This window comes from Microbulbifer sp. JSM ZJ756 (genome assembly GCF_044383805.1).
GTDB classification, from domain to species: domain Bacteria; phylum Pseudomonadota; class Gammaproteobacteria; order Pseudomonadales; family Cellvibrionaceae; genus Microbulbifer; species Microbulbifer zhoushanensis.
The window spans coordinates 61,523-83,886 of record NZ_JBISER010000006.1 but is presented as its reverse complement, the minus strand read 5'-3'; the positions used below and the strand labels follow the sequence as shown (position 1 = coordinate 83,886).

The 22,364-nt window shown below is 62.1% G+C and carries 21 protein-coding genes and 1 tRNA gene; 5 read left to right on the top strand and 17 right to left on the bottom strand.

Annotated features, from left to right (window positions below):
• Positions 1–151 precede the first annotated feature (151 nt).
• Positions 152–538, bottom strand: a complete 387-nt coding sequence (locus ACH6CX_RS11120) for a DUF3775 domain-containing protein (RefSeq protein ID WP_237064228.1) — start codon at positions 536–538, stop codon at positions 152–154.
• Positions 539–1,333: 795 nt separating this feature from the next.
• Between ACH6CX_RS11120 and ACH6CX_RS11115 the strand changes: the two genes are divergently transcribed.
• Positions 1,334–1,984, top strand: a complete 651-nt coding sequence (locus tag ACH6CX_RS11115) for a hypothetical protein (RefSeq protein ID WP_396675415.1) — start codon at positions 1,334–1,336, stop codon at positions 1,982–1,984.
• Positions 1,985–2,117: 133 nt separating this feature from the next.
• Here the strand turns inward: ACH6CX_RS11115 and ACH6CX_RS11110 are convergent, their stop codons facing one another.
• The 8 genes from ACH6CX_RS11110 to rpsU all read right to left on the bottom strand — a co-directional run bounded on the left by ACH6CX_RS11110 (position 2,118) and on the right by rpsU (position 9,688).
• A complete protein-coding gene (locus ACH6CX_RS11110; RefSeq protein WP_396675414.1) occupies positions 2,118–2,612 on the bottom strand; it encodes a hypothetical protein in 495 nt (164 codons plus the stop codon).
• A gap of 202 nt (positions 2,613–2,814) precedes the next feature.
• Positions 2,815–2,891 (bottom strand) — tRNA-Ile (locus ACH6CX_RS11105).
• Positions 2,892–2,979: 88 nt separating this feature from the next.
• Positions 2,980–3,984: an autotransporter domain-containing protein gene (locus tag ACH6CX_RS11100; protein ID WP_396675413.1), complete on the bottom strand. Its 1,005-nt coding sequence runs from the start codon at positions 3,982–3,984 to the stop codon at positions 2,980–2,982.
• A 133-nt stretch (positions 3,985–4,117) separates the two neighbouring features.
• Positions 4,118–4,507, bottom strand: coding sequence for a diacylglycerol kinase (locus tag ACH6CX_RS11095; protein WP_233006716.1), 390 nt, complete (start codon positions 4,505–4,507; stop codon positions 4,118–4,120).
• 119 nt (positions 4,508–4,626) lie between these two features.
• Positions 4,627–6,495 carry an RNA polymerase sigma factor RpoD gene (gene rpoD / locus ACH6CX_RS11090; RefSeq protein ID WP_232940799.1) on the bottom strand — a complete coding sequence of 623 codons (1,869 nt, stop codon included), beginning with the start codon at positions 6,493–6,495 and terminating at the stop codon, positions 4,627–4,629.
• A gap of 199 nt (positions 6,496–6,694) precedes the next feature.
• The gene (gene dnaG, locus ACH6CX_RS11085; protein WP_396675412.1) at positions 6,695–8,722 is read right to left on the bottom strand and encodes a DNA primase; all 2,028 of its coding nucleotides are present in this window, start codon (positions 8,720–8,722) and stop codon (positions 6,695–6,697) included.
• Positions 8,723–8,793: 71 nt separating this feature from the next.
• Positions 8,794–9,240 carry a GatB/YqeY domain-containing protein gene (locus ACH6CX_RS11080; RefSeq protein ID WP_232940801.1) on the bottom strand — a complete coding sequence of 149 codons (447 nt, stop codon included), beginning with the start codon at positions 9,238–9,240 and terminating at the stop codon, positions 8,794–8,796.
• 232 nt (positions 9,241–9,472) lie between these two features.
• Complete coding sequence (gene rpsU, locus ACH6CX_RS11075) at positions 9,473–9,688, bottom strand: 30S ribosomal protein S21 (protein WP_020411530.1); 216 nt, start codon at positions 9,686–9,688, stop codon at positions 9,473–9,475.
• Between the two features lie 358 nt (positions 9,689–10,046).
• Here rpsU and tsaD point away from each other — a divergent pair, with 358 nt between their 5' ends.
• From tsaD to folK, 3 genes are read left to right on the top strand one after another with little or no spacing between them, the layout of a single operon-like run.
• Positions 10,047–11,084, top strand: a complete 1,038-nt coding sequence (gene tsaD, locus ACH6CX_RS11070) for a tRNA (adenosine(37)-N6)-threonylcarbamoyltransferase complex transferase subunit TsaD (RefSeq protein WP_396675411.1) — start codon at positions 10,047–10,049, stop codon at positions 11,082–11,084.
• Positions 11,084–11,464 (top strand): dihydroneopterin aldolase, encoded by a 381-nt coding sequence (gene folB, locus ACH6CX_RS11065; RefSeq protein ID WP_232940803.1) that lies wholly within the window; start codon positions 11,084–11,086, stop codon positions 11,462–11,464. Before tsaD ends, folB begins: the two co-directional genes overlap by 1 nt.
• Before the next feature lie 2 nt (positions 11,465–11,466).
• The gene (gene folK / locus ACH6CX_RS11060; protein ID WP_232940804.1) at positions 11,467–11,958 is read left to right on the top strand and encodes a 2-amino-4-hydroxy-6-hydroxymethyldihydropteridine diphosphokinase; all 492 of its coding nucleotides are present in this window, start codon (positions 11,467–11,469) and stop codon (positions 11,956–11,958) included.
• Positions 11,959–12,045: 87 nt separating this feature from the next.
• Here the strand turns inward: folK and ACH6CX_RS11055 are convergent, their stop codons facing one another.
• The 6 genes from ACH6CX_RS11055 to ACH6CX_RS11030 form a co-directional block, all read right to left on the bottom strand.
• Positions 12,046–12,960, bottom strand: a complete 915-nt coding sequence (locus tag ACH6CX_RS11055; protein ID WP_237064239.1) for a dienelactone hydrolase family protein — start codon at positions 12,958–12,960, stop codon at positions 12,046–12,048.
• A gap of 234 nt (positions 12,961–13,194) precedes the next feature.
• On the bottom strand, positions 13,195–14,298 hold the full coding sequence (locus ACH6CX_RS11050) for a type 1 glutamine amidotransferase domain-containing protein (protein ID WP_396675410.1): 1,104 nt from the start codon (positions 14,296–14,298) through the stop codon (positions 13,195–13,197).
• 108 nt (positions 14,299–14,406) lie between these two features.
• Positions 14,407–15,654: a hypothetical protein gene (locus ACH6CX_RS11045; protein ID WP_396675409.1), complete on the bottom strand. Its 1,248-nt coding sequence runs from the start codon at positions 15,652–15,654 to the stop codon at positions 14,407–14,409.
• A complete protein-coding gene (locus ACH6CX_RS11040) occupies positions 15,644–16,333 on the bottom strand; it encodes a response regulator transcription factor (protein ID WP_232940808.1) in 690 nt (229 codons plus the stop codon). Before ACH6CX_RS11040 ends, ACH6CX_RS11045 begins: the two co-directional genes overlap by 11 nt.
• 106 nt (positions 16,334–16,439) lie before the next feature.
• Entirely contained in the window at positions 16,440–17,174 is a 735-nt protein-coding gene (locus tag ACH6CX_RS11035) for a pteridine reductase (protein WP_334079112.1), read from the bottom strand.
• A complete protein-coding gene (locus ACH6CX_RS11030) occupies positions 17,167–18,408 on the bottom strand; it encodes a multifunctional CCA addition/repair protein (protein ID WP_232940810.1) in 1,242 nt (413 codons plus the stop codon). Before ACH6CX_RS11030 ends, ACH6CX_RS11035 begins: the two co-directional genes overlap by 8 nt.
• Positions 18,409–18,923: 515 nt before the next feature.
• Here ACH6CX_RS11030 and ACH6CX_RS11025 point away from each other — a divergent pair.
• The gene (locus ACH6CX_RS11025; protein ID WP_232940811.1) at positions 18,924–19,490 is read left to right on the top strand and encodes a response regulator; all 567 of its coding nucleotides are present in this window, start codon (positions 18,924–18,926) and stop codon (positions 19,488–19,490) included.
• A gap of 10 nt (positions 19,491–19,500) precedes the next feature.
• Here the strand turns inward: ACH6CX_RS11025 and ACH6CX_RS11020 are convergent, their stop codons facing one another.
• Complete coding sequence (locus tag ACH6CX_RS11020; protein ID WP_232940812.1) at positions 19,501–21,081, bottom strand: SpoVR family protein; 1,581 nt, start codon at positions 21,079–21,081, stop codon at positions 19,501–19,503.
• A complete protein-coding gene (locus tag ACH6CX_RS11015; protein ID WP_232940813.1) occupies positions 21,081–22,361 on the bottom strand; it encodes a YeaH/YhbH family protein in 1,281 nt (426 codons plus the stop codon). The genes ACH6CX_RS11020 and ACH6CX_RS11015 overlap by 1 nt, the downstream gene beginning before the upstream one ends.
• Positions 22,362–22,364: the final 3 nt, after the last annotated feature.

The following is a 22,364-nucleotide window of genomic DNA, read 5'->3' as shown; positions in this document are numbered from 1 at the left end:
GCTCAAGGCATTGGATAAATGGCACGGGTTTTCGCGATAGCGTACCGGACTTTTCCGCAGGTCTCCACCGGCCGGTTGATCGGATTATCAGGCGCGAAAACCAGCCAAAGATATTGGGCGGGTCACCAGCGATGAGTGACCAGGCCAAGCGCTATTCGTTGCAGCGGTAGCCGAATAGCTCGAGCCCCTTCTCAAGGTAATTAGCCAGCAACGGGTGGCCGACCAGGTACTCTGCGGTTTGCGGTGTCCAGTCATCGGCGGCCTGCGCCAGCGCATCCTGCCACTCCCCCAGGCTGTAATCCTCGCGGCCTATCCACAGTAGTGCGACCAGCTCCTGCTGCTGGTCCGGCTCAAGGTCCTCCACAATGGACTTGAACTCCTGGAAAGTCTTGTCGCCCCCGTGGCTGGCCAGGATCTGCCGTGCCCAGTCCCCACTGGCGTTGTCCGGCTCATCGGGAAAGCTTACCCCCTCCTGGGCATGAAATTCCTTCGCCAGGTCGATGAGGCGGCAGGTTGTGTCGAGGTTAAGACTGAGCATAGTGTTCTCCTTCAGGCGAGTTTGCGGCACCGTCTTAGCGAGCAAATCGCGCCAGGCCCCCTGGCTGAATCTCTAAAGGTTAGGCGGTTTTGTCGGGAGAGATGTAGCGGGACGCGATGATTTCAGCACCAGGAAATCCGCAAATGCTCGATCACGCTTGGGCGTCATACCATACAGCACTACTATGAAAGGCTGCTTGTGCAGGGCGGGAAGTTCTACCTATGGCCCTCTGTCAACTGAAGTCAGCTTGTATAAAAAGGGTTGCGGGTCTCAATGTTCAAGAGATGCCCCCATTGATGCTCGCCTGTTTCGGGCACCTATATGTTGTTAGTACGTCTCGTCGTAATATATGCGTCTTAAACATACGATGCACAGGTCAAAAAAGAGTCAGCAGATAATGAATGACATAGCAGTCTCGATTAAGGCATTTCTCTACGATAGGTCAGTCAGTCCTCTAGCGGGAGCGTTTTGTGTTTCTTGGCTATTTTGGAATTATCGAGTATTGATGATACTGCTCGCTGACATGCCGTTGGACCAACAGTTCTCTGAGATCGACCGGTATTTTCGACCTGTTGATTTTTCTTTATTTGATTTCGCATTTCAGATAGAGGGCGAGCTGATAAACGGTGTGGCATTGCCCCTAATTATTTCTCTTTTCTATTTATTTACCCGCTGTTAGCTAAGCCCGTATACGAATATAGCTTAACTTGCCAAAAAACGCTGAGACAAGCCAAGGAGCGCGCCCTAGGTGAAAAACTCCTTACTTTAGATGAGTCAAGAGAGCTTACCCGTAGGATGTTAGATTCTGAGGCGAGATATGAGTCAAGGATAACTAACTTGAGGACTAGAATATCTCAGCTTACGGAAGAAAATGATGAATTGAGAAAGGAAAACAAGGAGCTGCTTCCGGGTGAGGGTGAGTTAAAGCCGGAAGAAATACTAAGGATGGAAAAGATAGATATAGCAAGAAAGTTAATTGATGTATTTTCAGCCAAGCCCCCAGGAAGCTACCGGATAATGGAGATCATGGATTGGTTAGGTTGGGGCAGTTTAAATGATGACCAAGTTGAAGATATGGCCTCCAAGGTCCAGCAAGTTGTCGAGCGAGGTGATATTCCTGGTGTGTCTCAAGGTCGTGGAGGCAGTATTGAGCATCAGACGTATCGTAAATTAGAAGATGGAAATTCCCTCCCTAAACAAGTGAGTCTAGCGGCAAGGCGAATGCTAGTTGAGCTGAATAACTCGCCAGACGTGGATGGCATAGCTGTCGATCGGCTGGCAGCTGACGCTGATGTAGATCCGCAGTACATAATCGAGACGGTCCAAGAGTTGCACGATAAAGGACTGGTTAACGTTCATGGAGTAGGCGGTAAAAGTAAAAAGCTCTCTCTGACTAAGAGGGGAGAGGAGTTTTTACTTGAGGAGGTTGACTCGACTGAGGTCTAACTTCAACTGGGGGTCTCTGTTTCTGGGATAGGGGTTGGTCATTGGAGCGGTGTGCTATGAATCAATAATTGGGGTCAGAGCGAAATATTGATGTCCCTATTCTTGGGCTAATTCGACTAATGAAGCCATTCCTTCAGTTCAGGCTTGTTTCAGGCAGTCCGGTAATATGCCCCGTCGCATCAAACGCCACCCGCCGTATGCGGCTCCTCGTTTCGTCAACCTCCCAGAACTCCACCTCGTCAGGGATGACGTGGAAGTGTGTCCGTACATAGTATTCGGCCAGGGACTCGCCCGTCTTGGGGTTAAGGTCGCGCTTTATCGCGAAAATCTTCTTGTAACTGCGCGGAGCCAGGTAGAAATACAACATTGCCTGGTCCCAGGTGGTCAGCTTGGCGGACGGGATATTGCCTCCCTCGGTCCATGTGTGTGACTTGCACTCGACAATCACTTTCTGCCCCGCGCATCCCAGGTCGAACTTGTGTTGTTTCTGGTTGAGGTGGCCGATGGGTAGCCAGAATGGTCGGGCAAGTGCTGGAAAGGAAGCTGTTAAGAGCGAGTGCACCAGCTCTTCGAAATCGGCCCCGACAGCGGCGTTACTTGCTGCATTTTTTCGTTGGTGGTTTGTCATTGGTTTTGCGTGAGCATATTGAACGCTACCGTGCTCGCGGTCTGTGTTGATTTACTTGTTATTGTTTCTGGACGTAATTCGATTCGACAGTGCGTATCTTATTTTGTCGAGCACTATTGGCGACAGTAAGTCGCATTTTGCTACGGGCGTCAACCGGCAAAGCTTGTCGGATATGGATTGTACTTGGTGGGGAAGGGGAGAATGGTGGGCCCTCCGGGACTTGAACCCAGGACCTGCCGATTATGAGTCGGATGCTCTAACCAACTGAGCTAAGGGCCCCCATGGAGTGCCTGCTGATGGAGCAGGCGGTCGGGAAAAGTACTCGATTTTCCCCATTAAATCAACGGCTTTTGCCTGTCGCGCGGTGCTACCAGGCCCAGCTGAAGCCCAGGCCGGCGCGCAGGCCCTGCCAGTCGTGATCGTCCACCGAAGTGCGGTAACGGAGGTCGAGGGACAGGTCCCCCATGGGTAGGGTGAGCAGGCGTGTGCCCACACCCAGTTCCATCCAGCGGGCGCCGCGCTGGTGGCGCAGGTCTGCGGCGCTGGAGCTGTAGAGTTCGTCGTCGCCATCCAGGATCTGCCACAGGTTGGCATAGGCGAAGTGCGGGCGGTCGCTGCGGTAGGCGCGCACCCCCGCACGGAGTGCCAGCTCCGGGGTGACGTCGGAATCGACCGCGTAGCGGCCGGCGTCGATCACTGCCAGGTTGGTGTAGTTGGCCAGCAGCTGCAGCTGGGGCTCGATGCCGTAGCGCTCGGTCAGGGCAAGGTCGTAGCCGGCTTCCGCGGCCAGAGCGAGCTGCACGCCGTGGGTGTCGCCGCTGGCGCCGCGATAGGTGTCGGTCTGTACGCGCAGGTAGGCGACCTTGGCCTGCAGGTCCAGGTAGCGGCCGCTATTGCGCAGGTCGCTGAAGTAAGCGCCAACAAAATAGCTCTGCAGGTCGTTGGTGCCCACCTGGCCATTGCTGCCATCGCGGCGGCGGGCAAAGCTGTCGCCGCTGGCGAAACTGCTGCCGGCGCTGACCCCGGCCTGCTGGCTGCCGTTGCAGGTGGGGCCGGCGAAGAAGTCGTGGCTGGCGCGGAAGCCGGTCAGGGTGCCGTCAAAGCGGCTCGGGGCATCGCCGCGCCAGTCCAGTTCCAGCCCGCCGTAGTGCAGTTGCAGGCGGCTGTTGCTGTAGCCCATTGGTGCATTGCGCCATTCCTCCCGGCGTTGCTGGAAGCCGTCGAGCTGTTCGAGGGAGACCTGCTGGGCGAGTCGCTTGATCTGGGCGAACACGGCGAGCTCGCCACGATCGGCGGCCTGGGCGTGGGAGAGCGCGGGGGCGACGCAGAGCAGGGCGAGCAGCCCTATAGTCGCCAGAAACTTTGGTGCCATAAACCTTCCGTGGTTGATGCTTTATGGGCAGTGGGGAAAGTTTAGACGGGCGTACGAATTGTGGCGCGCGGTGGCGGAGATTTCCTGGCGCGGGCAGGAGTGGTGCATGGGCGCGGCGAACGCCGCAGGAGGGTCAGGTGACCCAGCGCGGCAGCAGGATGCACACCCAGGTGAATAGCCACATCAGCAGCGACAGGGATACCGCGGCCGAACCGGTGTCCTTGGCGATCTTTGACAGCGGGTGCTTTTCCGGGCCGATGCGGTCGATCGCGGCCTCCACGGCGCTGTTCAGCAGTTCCACGATCATCACCAGCAGGGTGACGCCGATCAGCAGGGCGCGCTCGATGCCTGTCTCGCCCAGCCACAGGGCCAGCGGGATCAGGAATACGGCCAGGCTCACTTCCTGGCGGAAGGCGGCCTCGTTGCGCCAGGTGGCCAGCAACCCCTGCCAGGAGTAGTTGGTGGCATCGATCAGGCGCGGGATACCGGTCTTGCCCGGCTTGTTGACGAACTCTTCCTGCATTACGGTTTCCCTCCGGCGGTCATTCCCTGTGGCGGTGGTATCGGTCAGGCGCGGTTTCCTGGCCACGACTGTGTAACCTGTTGGTAAAAAAAAGCCCGGCGGTGCCGGGCTTTGGGTGCTTATCCTTCGTCGAGGAAGCTTCGCAGGTGCTCCGAGCGCGACGGGTGTCGCAGCTTGCGGAGTGCCTTGGCCTCTATCTGGCGGATACGCTCGCGGGTCACGTCGAACTGCTTGCCCACTTCCTCGAGGGTGTGGTCAGTGTTCATGTCGATACCGAAGCGCATGCGCAGTACCTTGGCCTCGCGCGCGGTCAGGCCGCCGAGCACGGAGCGGGTGGCGTCGTGCAGGCCGGTCTGGGTGGCGGTATCCACCGGGGACGACTGGTTCTGGTCCTCGATGAAGTCCCCCAGGTGCGAATCCTCGTCGTCGCCGATGGGCGTCTCCATGGAGATCGGTTCCTTGGCGATCTTGAGTACCTTGCGGACCTTGTCCTCCGGCATTTCCATGCGCTCGCCCAGCTCTTCCGGGGTCGGCTCGCGGCCCATCTCCTGCAGCATCTGGCGGCTGATGCGATTGAGCTTGTTGATGGTCTCAATCATATGCACCGGGATACGGATGGTGCGCGCCTGGTCCGCGATGGAGCGGGTGATGGCCTGGCGGATCCACCAGGTGGCGTAGGTGGAGAACTTGTAACCGCGACGGTACTCGAACTTGTCCACCGCCTTCATCAGGCCGATGTTGCCCTCCTGGATCAGGTCCAGGAACTGCAGGCCACGGTTGGTGTACTTCTTGGCGATGGAGATCACCAGGCGCAGGTTGGCCTCGACCATTTCCTTCTTGGCGCGGCGGGAGCGGGCCTCGCCGATGGACATGCGGCGGTTGATCTCCTTGATCTGGCCGATCTCCAGCCCGGCCTGCTCGCGGCACTGGGCCAGTTTGCGCTGGCAGCGGATGATGTCTTCCGCCAGGTGGCGCAGGTTGTCGGAGTAGTCGCGCTTCTTCTTGACGATACCGGGGATCCAGTCCTCGTTGGTCTCGTTGCCCGGGAACTCCTTGATGAAGGTCTTGCGCGGCATCCGGGCTTTCTTGATGCACAGGTGCATGATGGCGCGCTCCTGCAGGCGCACCTCGTCGAGGATGCTGCGCACCTGCTGGTAGAGCGGGTCGAACTGGCGCGGGGCCAGCTTGAAGTAGCGGAACACCTCGCCCACGGCCTCCAGGGCCTCGCCGGCCTGCTTGGAGTCGCGGCCGTGCTTCTTGATGGCGGCGTCGGCCTTCTTCTGCGCGGCGATCAGCTTGTTCATGCGCTCGGCGAGTTCTTCCGGATCGATACCGCCGACGTTCTCTTCCTCTTCCTCGGAGGAATCGTCGTCGTCATCGTCGGAGTCGTCGTCATCGGACTTGTCGCTGCTCGGGGCGGGGGCGGCGGCCTGGCCGGTCTGGGCGCCCGGCGGGACCTCGTCGGCCGGGTCCAGCCAGCCGGCGATCACGTCCGGGATGCGGCGCTCGCCTTCCTCGATCAGCTTGTACTCGTCGATCACGTGCTGGACGGCACCGGGCCAGTAGGCCAGGGCTGCCATCAGTTCACGCAGGCCTTCCTCGATCCGCTTGGCGATGGCGATCTCGCCCTCGCGGGTGAGCAGCTCCACGGTACCCATCTCGCGCATATACATGCGCACCGGGTCGGTGGTGCGGCCCACGTCGGATTCCACCGCGGCCAGGGCGGCGGCGGCTTCGGCGGCGGCTATCTCATCGGCGGAGCTGTCGCCCTCGGCCATCAACAGTTCTTCGGCATCGGGTGCACTCTCGAACACCTTGATACCCATGTCGTTGATCATGCCGATGATGTCTTCCACCTGATCGGGATCGGAAATATCTTCCGGCAGGTGGTCGTTTACTTCTGCATAGGTCAGGTAGCCCTGCTCTTTACCGCGGGCGATCAGCTCCTTGATGCGGGAAGTCGTCTGCTGTTGGGTTTTGTCGGTCATGCACAACCCTGAAATCTTGGGGGTTAAAAAGTCGGGACAAAGACGCGGGATTATAGCGTATTTGCGATAGCAATAACCACTCTGGCTGTCAAGTGACGCCGTGGTGCGAAGTCTGTTGTGCTCGGTTCCCGATCCCGTCTCCCGTCCGGGGTTTATCGATATGGTGCTGGGCCCCGGTATTTCAAGGCCCGGCACCTGACTAGTCGTCCTTGCGCCGCCAGTTGGCCAGCAGCGCCCGCTGCTCGTCGCTCAACTGGCCGCCACCGCTGCGCAGCTGCTCCAGCAGGCCGCGATTGTGCTCGCGTGCCTCGCTGCGCTCCAGCTGCTGCAGGCAGTCCCTGAATTCGGCCTGGGGGTCGTACTCCAGGCCCGCGTCGCCGCGGGCCAGCTGGCGTACGCCGCTGACCAGCTGGGAGGCCGCCAGTTGCGCCAGGGTGTCGCAGGATGCGGCACCGTGGTGGGCGCGCCAGTAACCCAGCAGCTGGTTCAGATTGTAGTCTGGCCGCTGCCGAAGCAGCTCCACCAGGTCGGCGAACAGGGCCAGGTCCGCCACGCCGCGATTGCGGAACTGCGCGCTGTCGGCGATCTGTGCCGCCAGCTCCGGGTGGTGCAGCAGCAGCGCAATCAGCATGCGCTCCGGCGGCAGGCGGTACTGGCCGCTGCGCCGGCGCGGGGTGGCGGCTGCCGGTGCCGGCTCCGGGGCGGCCATGTCCGGGGGCTGGTCGAACTCGTCGATATAGTCCTGGGGCGGCTGCGGCGGCATCTCCCCGGGGCCCGGGTCCGGGCTGCCCGGGGCGGCTTCGCCGCGCGGTGCAGCCGGCTCACTGCGCGGGGCGCTGTGGGGCTGCGGCGCGGTTGGGGCCGGTTCCGGTGGGCGGCTGGCGCGGCTGGCCTGCTCTGCCTCGATGATTTCTTCCAGCATCTCCCGGTCGAGGCCGGTGCGCGCCGCCAGTTGCTGGAACATCAGCTGCCGATAGACGCCGGCCGGCAGCAGGTCCAGCAGGGGGGCGGCCTGCTTGGACAGGCGCGCGCGCCCGTCCATGGTCTGCAGGTTGATGCCTTCCCCCACCAGGTCGAACAGGAAGTCTTCCAGCGGCCGTGCCTGCTCTTCCACCAGTTGCGTAAAGCGCTCGCCCCCCAGCTGGCGCACCAGGGTGTCCGGGTCCTCGCCTTCCGGCAGCAGCAGGAAGCGCACACTGCGGCCGTCCTGCATCTGCGGCAGGGCGGATTCCAGTGCCCGCCGGGCGGCCGCGCGGCCGGCGCGGTCGCCGTCGAAGCAGAACACCAGTTCGCCGGTATGGCGGAACGCCAGCTGGATATGTTCCTCGCCACAGGCGGTGCCCAGGGTGGCGACCGCGCAGCGGATGCCGAACTGGGCCAGCGCCACCACATCCATGTAGCCCTCCACCACGATCAGCCGCTGCAGGTCGCGGTTGGCCTGGCGCGCCTCCCACAGGCCGTAGAGTTCGCGGCTCTTGTGGAAGATCGGGGTTTCCGGCGAGTTCAGGTACTTGGGCTTGTCGTCACCCAGTACCCGCCCGCCGAAGGCGATGGTGCGTCCGCGCTGGTCGCGGATCGGGAACATGATCCGGTTGCGGAAGCGGTCGTAGTGGTGGCGTCCGCGGGAGGCGCTGTTGCCGTTGCTGTCCTGGCGGCGAATGGCCAGGCCGGCGCGCTCCAGCTGGTCGGCCTTGTCCGGGGTGTCCGCCAGCTCGTTGAGCAGGTTGTCCCAGCCCGGCGGCGCCAGGCCGATACCGAAGTCGCGGGCGATCTCACCCGACAGGCCGCGCTGTTTCAGGTAAGTGATCGCTCGCCCCGCGGAGGGGTGCGAGCGCAGCTGGGCGCGGTAGAAATCCGCTGCCTTGCCGGTCAGCTGGTAGAGCGACTGGCTCTCCCGCTGGCGCTGCTCGACGCCAGGGGCCAGCTGCTCGCGCGGCACTTCCAGGCCCTGGCTGGCCGCCAGCTTTTCCACCGCCTCGGGAAAGCCCATGCGGTCGTATTCCATCAGGAAGCCGATCGCATTGCCGTTGGCACCACAGCCGAAGCAGTAGTAGAACTGTTTGTCGGGGCTTACGGTAAAGGACGGGGTTTTTTCGTCGTGAAACGGGCAACAGGCGGAATAGTTTTTCCCGGTCTTGCGCAGTTTCACCCGGCTGTCGATCACCCCGACGATATCGGCCCGTGCGAGCAGGTCGTCGATAAAATGCTGGGGGATCTTTCCGGCCATTCAGTCGTTCCACGAGATTTGCTGCGGCCGGGCGGCGCTGGGCACCCGGCGTAGTGTAGGAATGGCCCGGCTCAGGCGAGCTGGGCTTTCACCATTTTGCTCACCGCCCCCATATCGGCGCGGCCCTGTACCTGCGGCTTCACCTGGGCCATTACCTTGCCCATGTCGGCCATGCCGCTGGCCCCGGTGTCCTTGACCGCGGCGCTGACGATCTCGGCGAGTTCGGCCTCGCTCAGCTGCTCCGGCAGGAACTCCTGGATGACGTCGATCTCGGCCTGTTCCACGGCGGCCAGCTCGGCGCGGCCGGCTTTCTCGTACTGGGCGATGGAATCGCGACGTTGCTTGGTCATCTTGTCCAGCAGGGCCAGGATGCGGGCGTCGTCCAGCTCAATACGCTCATCCACCTCGACACGCTTGATCTCGGCATTGATCAGGCGCAGGGTCGCCAGGCGCTCCTTGGCACGGGCCTTCATGGCCTCCTTGGTGGACTGGGCGAGGGTATCCTTGAGAGTGCTCATGGGTATGGATCCGGTCTTTAGGGTTGTTATTCACCCGGCCGCGCGGGCGGCGGGTCAGTATCCGGGCCGCCGGCATGCTCGGGGCATCCCGGTGGGGTGGCGGGGCCACGCCTTTTAACTCCAGCACAACGCAAAACGGCGCGCGAGTCCAGCTCGCACGCCGTTTTTCGATCACCGCCCCGGGGTTCTGGCCCCGGCCGGCCTCGCTGAGAGCAGCCTCGGGGGCCGCTGCTTAGTAGAGGCGCTGGAACTTGCGGTTTTCGCGCTGCAGCTTCTTGGCGTGACGCTTCACAGCCGCGGCAGCCTTGCGCTTGCGAACGGCAGTCGGCTTCTCGTAAAACTCGCGACGACGTACTTCAGACAGTACACCGGCTTTCTCACAAGAGCGCTTGAAGCGGCGCAGGGCGATATCGAACGGTTCGTTGTCTTTGATTCGTACAGAGGGCATAAGTTACCTGTAAAATTCGTTTCTCTCGGCCTTCCGGCAATTGCTCTCGCAGATGCAATCCGGGGGCCGGTTCACAGCGAGGGCGCAAATTCTAAACACTTGGTCCGGGGATCGCAAGCCTGTCAGCGCCCGGTTTATAGCCATTTCCGCCCGTCTCTGCGGGTCGGTGGCGCCGGTATGCCCCTATATAGGAAGAAAAGCATCCCGGCAGCAGCGGAAATGGCGCCAGAGGGCCGTCTGGCGGGGGCTTTGGCCCGCCTGCGGGTGCCATATGCAGCTTCCCGGGGGGTGCCTGCACCCTGACTACCCTTTCAAGTATGATAGGCGCCCTTTGATTCAGCCACGAGTGTGAGACCAAGTGCGGATTCTGGGTATCGAAACCTCCTGCGATGAAACCGGCGTAGCCCTGTACGACAGCGAACGGGGCCTGCTGGAGCATGCGCTCTTCAGCCAGGTGGACCTGCACGCCGATTACGGCGGTGTGGTGCCGGAACTGGCCAGTCGCGACCATGTGCGCAAACTGCTGCCACTGGTGCGCCAGGTGATGGAGCGTTCCGGCACTGCGCCGGCGGACCTGGACGGTATTGCCTATACCGCCGGTCCCGGCCTGGTGGGCGCGCTGATGGTGGGGGCCTGTGCCGGGCGGGCCCTGGCATACGGCTGGGGCGTGCCGGCGGTGGAGATCCACCATATGGAGGGCCACCTGCTGGCGCCGATGCTGGAGGAGAAGCCGCCCGCCTTTCCTTTTGTTGCCCTGCTGGTCTCCGGCGGCCACACCCAGCTGGTGGATGTGCGTGGTCTGGGGGAATACGAACTGCTGGGCGAGTCCCTGGATGACGCCGCCGGGGAGGCCTTCGACAAGGCCGCCAAGATGCTCGACCTGGACTATCCGGGCGGGCCGCGCCTGGCCGCGCTGGCGGAGAAGGGCGATGCGGCGCGCTTTACCTTTCCGCGGCCCATGACCGATCGCCCGGGGCTGGACTTCAGCTTCTCCGGCCTCAAGACCTATACCCTGACCACGGTGCGCGACCACGCCCTGGCAGACGGGCTCCCGGACGACCAGACCTGTGCCGATATCGCCGCGGCTTTCCAGGAAGCGGTGGTGGACACCCTGGTGATCAAGTGCCGCCGCGCGCTGAAGGCGTCGGGCCGCAAGACCCTGGTGGTGGCCGGCGGGGTCTCCGCCAATAAACTGTTGCGCGAGCGCCTGGAGAAGGCGCTGGCCAGGGATGGCGCGGAGGTCTATTACCCGCGCCAGGAATTCTGCACCGACAACGGTGCCATGATTGCCTACGCCGGCTACCTGCGCCTCAAGGCCGGGCAGCAGTCGGGCCTGGGTGTGGAAGTGCGGCCGCGCTGGCCGATGACGGAACTGGAAGGAGGCCTGGCCGGCTGATGGATATCGTTTATATACGGGACCTGAAAGTGAACACCATTATCGGGATCTACGACTGGGAGCGCGAGGTGCGCCAGACCGTGAGCCTGGACCTGGAGATGGCGTTCGATATTTCCGAGGCGGCGCGCACCGACGATATCGAGCACACCCTCAACTACAAGGCGGTGGCCAAGCGGCTGATCGGCTTTATCGAGGGCAGCGAGTTCCTGCTGGTGGAAACCATGGCGGAACAGGCGGCAGGCATTGTGCGCGACGAGTTCAGCGTGCCGTGGCTGCGGCTGCGGCTGTCGAAGCCGGGGGCCGTTCGCGGTTCCCGCGATGTGGGTGTGATTATCGAGCGCGGCGAACGCCCGGCCAGCGGCGCCGCCGCAGGAGTGTGAGCGTGGCACAGGTATACCTCAGTCTCGGCAGTAACATCGACCGCGGGCGGCATATTCGTGCCGGCCTGGATGCGCTGGCCGCTGAATTCGGCAACCTGAGTGTCTCGCGGGTATTCGAGAGCGAGGCCGTGGGCTTCGATGGCGACAATTTCTATAACCTGGTGGTGGGCCTGCACACCGACCTGCCGGTGGGCCAGCTGGCACTGCGACTGCGGGAGATCGAGGATGCCAATGGCCGGGTGCGCAGCGGCCCCAAGTTCAGCGCGCGGACGCTGGATATCGATATCCTCACCTACGACGACCTGGCCGGCGAATTCGATGGGGTAAAACTGCCCCGCGGCGAGATTGTGAAAAACGCCTTCGTGCTGCAGCCCCTGGCCGAGCTGGCGCCAGCCCAGCGCCACCCCCTCACCGGCCAGACCTTTGCCGAGATGTGGGAAGATTACGACAAGGACAAGCAGAAACTCTGGCCGGTACACTTTCCCTGGCCCTGACTGTCTTTGTCCTGCACCCGGGCCCCAGTGCCAAAACCGGCGCGTGGGGCTGCGGGCGTACCCGCTGGGAGCAACGGCTACGCTGCCTTACAGCCAGCCGCGCACCGCATCGATGTAATCACCTGGCAGTATGTGGCCTCCCGCGAGCGCCTGGTGCTTCTTGTCTGCGCTTGCAATCGCATCGTACAGCTGCAGGTTGTCCTCTTTCGAAGCGTACTCATCATCCTCTGCAGTGATCAGGAGAACTCCGGGTTTTTTAATCAGGCCGGCAAGGTTCCTGGGCGCCACGACCGCCGTCTTGTCGTCGATATGTGGCGGCACCATAGCGATAACCCGGTCCACGCGCGGGTCGAGGGCCGAGGCCAGCAGGGCGACCTGCGCGCCCATGCTGTAACCCGCCAGGGTCAGGTTGCCACCGTCCAGGTCCGGTTGCTGGGCGATCCAGTCCATCAGGACCCGGTAATCGAGGACCGTGTCCCGGATCATTGCTTCGTAGTCGCGCTTGTCCCCGAAGTAATGCAGGTCATTCATGATCGACGCCAGGGTGCGGTTGGGGTCTTTCCTGGTGCCGTGAAAGCGTGCATCGATGGCGACCACCACATAGCCTTTTTCGCTGGCGAGCTCGGTGATTTCATTCACCCGGGTCACTGTCGGGCGTCCCTTGAAGGAGTCCACCCACCAGCGCTGGTAGCCTCTTCCCATGGCCGCCATGCCGACCAGCACGGGATATTTTTCCTGTTTTACGGAGGGATAGCTGATGCGGCCGTTGACCAGTGCCCCGTCAAAGCTCCGGTACGAAAACTCAAACTGGCCTCCCCCGATTTCTTCCATCGACATGCCGATATCCGCCGGCGTTTGGTAAGCGTAGGACGCCACGATTGCATCCCGGGCTACCGGCTCCTCTTTCAGCGCTACAAAGGTATACCAGAGGGCGGTAAGGCAACCGATTGCCAGCCCTGGCAGCAGGATCATTCGGGTCGTAAATTTCAGTTTCTTGCTCATGGTTTGGTTCTCCTGATTGATGGGGGAAGTCTGCAGGTGGCCCGGTAAAATTCAGGTGAAAATTCCGGCCGAAGCGTGTGCGATGCAGTATTGCCGGGGGAAGGCTGGTTCACTGGCGGTGGGCTCTATGAGCCCACCGGGTCTGGCAGGGGGCATTGAAAGCTCCTGGCCGGGTGCGCAGGCCGGTCGCGGCCTGGCTCACACGGAAATACGAAGCCGGGGCGACGGTCCTGGTTACACCTGTTTCCCCTGTTGCCACTTTTTTGCAGCGGACAGCAGCCGCACGATATCCACCGCCTTGCCGACCCGTCCCTGCATCACCGCGACAATGCCGTGCATCGCCAGTAATCGCCGGTTGATTGCTTCCCCCTCACCACTGGCCGCCTGCTGGAATGTTTCCAGCCTGGTCAGGGCGCCGCGGTGGCCATCGGTTTCATAGGCCAGTAGCAGCTCCACGGTGTTTTCTTCACTGGTAACCTTTCGCTGTACCGGTTGATAGCCCAGTGTTTTCACCATTTCCTCGGCGAGTGCCCATACCGACCAGGGGTTTTGCCCGGTAACCAGCCTGCCATCGGTGCTGACCTGGCGCAGGTAGGCCGGGCCCGCCTCGAACACGGCGCCGTTCTCCCGCAGCCGGGATTCGAGCAGGAAGGGAAATACTTCCTCCGCCTCCGGAATCAGGAACAGTTCCTCTTCGTTGGTAAAGCTACTGATACGCCGCCCCTGCAGCAGCGGCACCCCCGGCTCCAGCTCTATATCGGCAAGTGCTGCCGGTCCGTGGCAGACCGCGCCGACGACACCGCCGTCCCCATAGATGGATGCCACCAGGTTGTGGATGTCGGCATTGCCGGGGAAGTCGAACATGGCGCCCTTGCCACCGACAAAGAAAATACCGCGGTAGTCACCTGCATTGGCCTGTGCCACCGGGATGCTGTCGTGCAGCTTTGCCTTCACTAGTTGGTCGTTCAGGAATGCGTATTCGATTGGCCCCATATCGTCCCGGTCGATCACTGCCGGCGGCTCTCCGCCCCGGGGGCTGGCGATATCCACGGTAAAGCCATTGGCGGTAAATACGTAGTAGGACCGCGCGAGCTCGGTCAGTTCGTATCCGGTGTCCTTGCCGTGCTCACCCATGGTGGAGGCACTGGTCACCACCATCAGGATTCGGCCGCGGTCACCGGCGGGCCGGGGTTGCTGGAGATAGGGGATATCCCCGGGCTGTGTCTGCGCCAGGGTCTGGTGATCCGGCGGTGGGGGAATCAGGCTTTTCAGCCAAAAGCCGGTGCCGGCGAGCAGTGTCACGCTGAATAATATTGTTAACAGGATTTTCTTGGCCATGATGATTCTCCTTGCTGTTTCAGGAGCATCGTGGCGCAGTGCGCGTGAAGCGCTGGTGAAATTCCTCGGGAAATATCGTGGAGGAACGGGCGCGGGCCAGGCGGGATGTCAGGCCGGATAGATGGAGATTGAGAACAGCTGTTTCTCGCAGTTGGCCCCATAGCCCCACCCCTGCGCATTGAGGATCCGGCTTGCCAGGTACAGTCCCTGGCCGAGACCGTCACTGCCCGGCCTGCGGGTGCCGGCGAGGAAGAGGTTTTCGGTATCGGTGTTTTCCCTGACCGGGTTGGTGAAGCTCAGCCCACTGCCGCTCGCATGAATCTGCAGGGCGGGCCCGGCGGCATGCCGAATGGCATTGTCCAGGAGGATATCCAGCAGCAGTACGGTAAGGCGGGGGTTGCCATTGACCGGCAGCTTGTCCGGCAGCGCGAGATCCAATTGGAAATTCTCTCCCGCTGCGATCTCGCGCCGGGCCAGCAGCCTCTCTTCCAGGAGGGGGCGCAGGTCAAAAGTGGAGCGCTCGATTGATTCGGCGCGCGCCAGTACCAGCAGTGTGCTGACGGTCTTTTCCATTGCCGTCAGCGTCGACCAGAGTTCGTGTTTCTCGCTGTCCTGCAATTCCCGCTGCCGGGACAGCGCGATGGTGTTGGTGGCTATGGCGAGGCCGGTGCGCAGTTCATGGCTGACATCGCGGGTAAATTCCGCTTCCCGCTGTTGGGCCTGCTGCAGCTCGTTGAGGCTGCGCTCCAGCGTTCGCGCCAGGAAGCCGATCTCGTCCTGGTTTTCGGTGGCGGAAAGGGCGACTGGCTGACGGTCATTGTGTTGCTGCTGCACTTCCCGGGCGAGGCCCAGCAGGGGGCGGATGGTACCGGCGGCCAGCCGGTGTGCCAGCCACAGGGCCAGGGCAGTGGTAGCGAGCAGCGCAGCCAGTAACAGCCATACGAGACGGCCGGACTGGCGCGATACTGTCAGCAGGTTGCCCACGTCCGCAGCGAGTACCGGCCCACCGTCGAGTTCCAGGCGCCGCAGGTGGTAATGCTGTTCCCCGGTAACAAACAGCTCGGCGCTTTTCCGGCCGCCTGCCAGGGCGACCCGGAAGTTGCTCGGGGCATCGCCGGCGGAAGCGTACAGGGAAAAATTGGGCAGTCGTGGTGTCGGCAGCTTGCCGTGGGTATGGAACTGTCGCTCGATATACCGGGCTTCGTCCGATATCAGGTTATCGAGCAGCTGGTCCTCGATGATGTAAGCCGCCATGATCCCGATGCCGCTATAAACCAGGCAGAGCACCAGGGTGAAGCTGCCGAATATCGTAAATACCCGGCGTTGCAGGCTCCGCTGCGGCTGCTCAGCCTTCATCTGGCAGCTCCAGCCGGTAGCCGATATTGCTGATGGTGCGCAGCATGGGGCTTGCGAATGGCCGGTCCAGCTGGCGGCGCAGGCTGTAGATATGGGATTTCAGCGCGTCGCTGTCCGGCGGGTTGTCGCCCCAGATGCGGTGGCAGAGCTCAGCGCGGGTCAGCGGCTCGGGATAGGCACAGGCCAGTTCCCAGAGGATATTAAAGGTGATGGCGGTGAGCCTGAGGGGCTCGCCATCGCGTTCCGCCTCACGCCCGCGCCCGCGGACTTGTAAAGCGCCGATCCGGATTTCGTCATTGCGATGTAGCTCCCGCCGTCTTGCCAGGGCGCCGCACCGCAGTGCCAGCTCGCGCGGGTCGAAGGGTTTGCACAGGTAGTCGTCGGCACCGGAATGGAAACCCAGGGCCTTATCGTCGAAGGCGTCGCGGGCAGTGAGCATCAATACCGGGGTCGTGACCGTGGCGCGCTGGCGGAACTGGCGGCACAGCTCCACGCCGTCCATGTCCGGCAGGTTGAGGTCCAGCAGGACCAGGTCGTAAACCTGTTCCAGGGCCAGCTTCAGGCCCAGCCGCCCGTTATCGGCAAAATCCACCTGCCAGCCATGCCCCTCGAGGAATTCGCCGGTCTGGCGGGCGAGGGTGGGGTTGTCTTCGACCAGGAGTATCTTGAGGCTGTTCACCGGGAGCTTTCCGATTACCGACGTGGAAAGGCATTGTGGCAACTTCCCGGTGAAATTGCAGTGAAATATGGTCGGGCCGCGTAGGTCGGGCCGCGCCCGGGGTGGATCAGATATTCAGGCTGCGCCCGCCATCCACGGCCAGTACCTGGCCGGTGATGTAATCCTGGCCACTGACCAGGAAGCGCACGGTACGGGCGATATCCGCCTCGCGGCCGGTGCGCCCCATGGGGATACGCTGGAGGATGCCGGCCTGGGTTTCGCTGTCCACGGCCTCGTCCTCGCTCTCCGGCCAGAGGATGGCCCCGGGCGCCACGGCATTGACCCGTACCTGTGGTGCCAGCTCCAGCGCCAGGCTCTTGGTGACCATTACCAGCCCCGCCTTGGCGGCGCAGTAGATGGTGTGCTGCGGCATGGGCCGCTCGGCGTGGATATCGGCCATATTGACGATGCAGCCGTTATCGCGGGAAAGGCTGGGTGCCAGCGCCTGGCTGAGGAAAAAGGGCGCTTTCAGGTTGCTGCCCACCAGTTCATCCCAGGCGGACTCGTCGGCCTCGCCGATGGGGGTGGGATGGAAGGCCGAGGCGTTGTTCACCAGCGCATCGATGCCGCCCCACTGCGCCGTTGCCGCCGCTGCCAGGGCCTCGCAGTCCGCCTGGCTGGCAAGCGGGCTCTGGATGGCAACGGCGGAGTCCGCACGGATACCGTTCAGCTCTTCGGCCAGGGCCCGGGCCCGGGTGCCGGAACTGCGGTAGTGGATCACCACCCGGTGGTCGCGGTGGAGTTCGCGGGCGATGGCGCGACCCAGGCGGGCGGCGGCGCCGGTGACGAGGGCGTTACGCATCTGCGTCCTTCTGTTCCTGTTCTTTCTCTTTCATGACCTGCGCAATGGCGTCGATCCGGGCCCGGTCCAGTGCCTGGCCCAGTTCCGCACCCTCGTAGCCCTGCTCGATCAGTGGTTGTACCGAGACGGCCTCGGCGGCGGCGCGCACCCTGCGCAGGAAGTCCGGCTGGGGGTAGTCGCGATCTGCCAAGCCCGCGCGCCCACGGGCGTCGGCCTCGCAGGCCAGCAGGAAATCCTCGAAACGCTCCGGGCGTCGCAGGGCATCCAGGGCGCGCAGCATTTTCATCAGCGTCTGGGGGCGCAGCTCGAAGGCGCGGTGGCAGTGCAGGTGATATTCGCAGACGCCGGCAGCGAGTGCGGTCAGTTGTTTCGGCACCCGCCAGCGCTTGCATACGTCGCGCACCAGCGGCAGGCCGGCCTTTTCGTGGCCGCGGTGGCTGGGCAGGACCTCTTCGGGGGTGATGCCCTTGCCCAGGTCATGCATTAACACTGCGAAGCGCACCTCCAGGCGGGGCGGTGCGATCCGCAGGGCGAGCAGCACATGCTCGCCGGTATCCACCTCCGGATGATGCCTGGGCGGCTGCGGCACGCCGAACAGGCGGTCAACTTCCGGCAGCAGTATCTTCAGTGCGCCGCATTCCCGCAGCACGCGGATAAACACATCCGGGTCCGGCTCGGTGATTGCCCGGCTGATTTCCTTCCATACCCGCTCGGCCACCAGGTGCTCGACCTCACCGGCCTCAACCATCTGGCGCATCAGGCCCATGGTGTCGTCGGCAATCTGGAAGCCCAGGTGGTGGTAGCGGGCGGCAAAACGGGCCACCCGCAGTATGCGCAGGGGGTCCTCGGCGAAAGCGGGGGATACGTGGCGCAGCAACCGGGCTTCAAGGTCGGCGCGACCGTTATAGGGGTCGATCAGCTCGCCGCTGTCATCCTCGGCCATGGCGTTGATGGTGAGGTCGCGGCGCAGCAGGTCCTGCTCCAGGGTGACGTCGGGGTCGGCGTGAACGGTGAAACCACCGTAACCGTGGCCGCTCTTGCGCTCGGTGCGGGCCAGGGCGTACTCCTCGCTGGTATCCGGGTGCAGGAATACGGGGAAGTCGCGGCCTACAGGGGTGAAGCCCTGCGCGCGCATATCGTCTTCGGTTGCACCCACGACCACCCAGTCCCGCTCGTGCACCGGGCGCTCGAGGAGCCTGTCGCGGACTGCGCCGCCCACCAGGTAGATTTTCATCGCGGGGGCCTCGCGGGGGGAATACTGCTGTGCCGGTCTCGGCTCTGTACCACTGTAATTCCTTGCGTCCGGCGCCGTGGAGAGCGTTCAAAGAGGAGGGGATTGAGCTTCTGGAAGATAAAAAAAAGGCCCCGAAAAAACAAGGGGGCCCAGGGTCTTAGGGTATACGCGTCGGCCCGGGGGCCGAAAAAGACTGTGCCCGGGGACGGGCGGAGTCGCCGGGCGACTCGGGTGGCAGTAAAGACCTGACTGCCAGATGATGACAATTCTATTAAACCTGTCTTACCTGTCAACAATTCATTTCGAGATTTTATTGAGGGACTTGGGATTACGTTCGTTAATACACTATGAGGCCGAGCTAACGGCTGATTTTGCCAAAGCAAGCAGCATATTTTATAAGGGTAGGTCGATATCACAGCATAAATGCGCGTCGGCGGGGGGTGTTGGCCCCGTACGGTGGCGCAGATTTCGACATGGCCTGTAAGTAACCGCAGATGTTGGGGGAAATAAGAACGATGAACGAACTGCATGTGCTCACCACCGGGGAAGCGGCGCGTTATTGTGGGGTTAATTTCCGTACGGTGATCCGCTGGATCGAGCGGGGCCAGTTGAAGGCCTATAAGCTGCCGGGGCGGGGCGACCACCGGATCTGTGTGGAAGACTTTGTTGGCTTCCTGCGCGACAACGCCATGCCGGTCCCGGCAGAACTGGCCGCGGCCAGCCGCAAGGTCCTGATTATGGCGCAGAGCCAGGAGCTGATTGCTGCGGGTCGCCAGGCGTTGCAGCAGGGGGGCTGCGAGGTGGATGTGGCCGGCAACAGTTTTGTGGCGGGCACCATGCTGGCGGCGGCCAAGCCGGCCCTGCTGGTTATCGATGTCAGCCTCGAGCACAACAACGCCTTCGGTATCATCGATCACCTGCGTTCGCGCAATGAGTTTGCGAATGTGCGGGTACTGGTCGTGACCGAAGCGTCCGAAAGCGACTCGCAGCGCTGGCTGGATGCGGGGGCAGACGCCGTAATCCAGGGGCCGGGGGATCGCGCCGAACTGGTGGCCAAGGCGAAGCTGCTGCTGGAAATGTGAAGCGCCCGGCTCAGATGGGCTTGGGAACCAGCATGGACTCCTCTTCCCGTTCTGTCCGGTCGCGCCCCTGGTCCGGGCAATGAAAGCTTGCGGTGATCTCATCACCGTGCAGGCTGTTCAGGTGCACATCGAACCCCCAGAGCCGGTGGATATGCCGCAGCACTTCCTTGGTGTCCTTGCCCAGGGGGCGGCGGCGATGCTGGGTGTGGTGGAGCGTCAGTGAGCGGTCGCCGCGGTTGGCCACCGAGAACACCTGTATATTGGGCTCGCGGTTGCCCAGGTTGTACTGTCCCGCCAGGTTAGCTCGCAACTGGCGGTAGCCGTCCTCGTCGTGAATGGCGTTGACCACAATTTCATTTTCGCGGTCGTCATCACTGATACAAAACAGTTTCATATCCCGCATTACCTTGGGCGACAGGAACTGCAGGATGAAACTCTCATCCTTGAAATCGCGCATGGCAAATTGCAGGGTCTCCTTCCAGTTGCTGCCGGCGATGTCCGGGAACCACTCCCGATCCTCTTGCGTCGGCGCCTCGCAGATACGACGCAGGTCGCTGAAAATACTGAAGCCCAGGGTGTAGGGGTTAATGCCGTTGTAATACGGGCTGTCGAACGCCGGCTGGTAGATGACATTGGTGTGGCTCTGCAGGAATTCGATCATGAATCCCTCGGTCACACGCCCGCGCTTGTACAGCTCGGTTAGCAGCGTGTAGTGCCAGAAGCTCGCCCAGCCCTCGTTCATTACCTGCGTCTGGCGCTGCGGGTAGAAATACTGCGCCAGCTTGCGCACGATCCGCACCAGCTCCCGCTGCCAGTTTTCCAGCAGGGGGGCGTTCTTCTCGATAAAGTAGAGGATGTTCTCCTGCGGCTCTTCGGGGAAGCGGTGTGGGCTGTTGCCCTCATCGTCCTCTCCCATTTTGGGGATGGTCCGCCACAGGTCGTTCAGCTGGCGCTGGCGGTATTCCTCGCGCTCTTTCTGGCGTCGCTCCTCCTCGACCGCGGAAATTGGGTAGGGCCGCTTGTAGCGGTCGACGCCGTAGTTCATCAGTGCGTGGCAGGAATCCAGCACGGCTTCCACCTCGGCCTGGCCGTGGCGCTGCTCACACTCGCGGATATAGTTCTTGGCAAAGATCAGGTAGTCGATGATGCTGCTGGCATCGGTCCAGGAGCGGAACAGGTAGTTTCCCTTGAAAAATGAGTTGTGGCCGTAGCAGGCATGCGCAATCACCAGCGCCTGCATGGTCATGGTGTTCTCTTCCATCAGGTAGGCAATACAGGGATTGGAGTTGATCACAATCTCGTATGCCAGGCCCATCAGTCCGCGCTGGTAGTTATTCTCCACACTGATGAATTGCTTGCCGAACGACCAGTGGTTGTAGCCCACCGGCATACCCACCGAGGAGTAGGCGTCCATCATTTGCTCGGAGCTGATTACCTCGATCTGGTTGGGGTAAGTGTCGAGGCCAAACTCCTCGGCAAGCTCGGCTATGGCGCGGTCGTATTCCCGGATCAGCTCGAAGGTCCACTCGGATGTAGTGGATATGGGGCCCTCGGCATGCGCATCCGGCGAAGAGCTGGCTTGATCGAACATTACGCGCTCACCTTCTGGCTGAACAACTGGCGGAAGACCGGGTAGATATCCTGTACATCGACGATCTGCTCCATGGCGAAGTGCTCGGGAAACAGCGTCCGGACACTTTCGTACTCCTCCCAGAGTGCCTGGTGGTCCCGGGGCGTAATCTCCACATAGGAGTAGTACTGCACGTGGGGCATGATGTCGTCGATCAGGATCTTGTGGCAGGTGCTGGAGTCGTCGTTCCAGTTATCGCCATCGGAGGCCTGGGCACCGTAGATGTTCCACTCGCTGGCCGGATACCGCTCGCGCATCACCGTGCGCATCAGCTTGAGGGCGCTGGAGACGATGGTGCCGCCGGTTTCCCGTGAATAGAAGAATTCCTCCTCGTCCACTTCCTTGGCGCTGGTGTGGTGGCGGATAAATACCACCTCGGTGTATTCGTAGCTGCGTTGCAGGAACAGGTACAAAAGAAGGAAGAAACGCTTGGCCATGTCCTTGGTGGCCTGGTTCATGGAGCCGGACACATCCATCAGGCAGAACATCACGGCACGGGAGCGGGGCCGGGGCTGCTTCACCAGCAGGTTGTATTTCAGGTCGAAATCGTCGAGGAAGGGAACCCGTTTCACGCGTCCACGCAGGTCGGCGATCTGGCCCTGCAGCAGGTCCACGCGGCGCTGGTCCCGCAGTGCGGGATCCTTGTTCTCTTCCTGCTCGAGCTCCTCCTCCAGCAGGCGGATATTGCGGCGCTTGCTGCTGGTGAGTGCAATCCGGCGGGCGTGAGCCGCGCGGAGGGACCGCACTACGTTCAGGCGGCCGGGCGTACCCTCGTTGCTGATACCGGCACGCACCACCTGAAAGGATTCATTGCCGGCGAGTCGGCGCTTGACCATGTTCGGCAGCTGCAGGCCCTCGAACATAAAGTCGAGAAATTCCTCCTGCGAGATCTGGAACACAAACTCGTCCATGCCCTCGCCGCTGTCGCTGGCACTGCCGCCACCGCCGCCGGAGCCGGACTGCTGCCCCTGACGGGGAATCCGGTCGCCGGTGGAAAACTGCTTGTTGCCCGGCAGTACCCTGTCTACATGACCGCCGGCGCCGTGGGAGAAGATGGGCTCGCTGATATCCCGGGTGGGAATACTGATACGCTCGCCCTTCTCCATATCGGTGATCGAGCGACTGTTCATCGCCTCGCCGACAGCCTTCTTGATATGCGCTTTATAGCGCTGCAGGAAACGCTGCCGGTTCACCGTGCTCTTGTTTTTACCGTTGAGCCGACGGTCGATGATGTAGCTCATAAA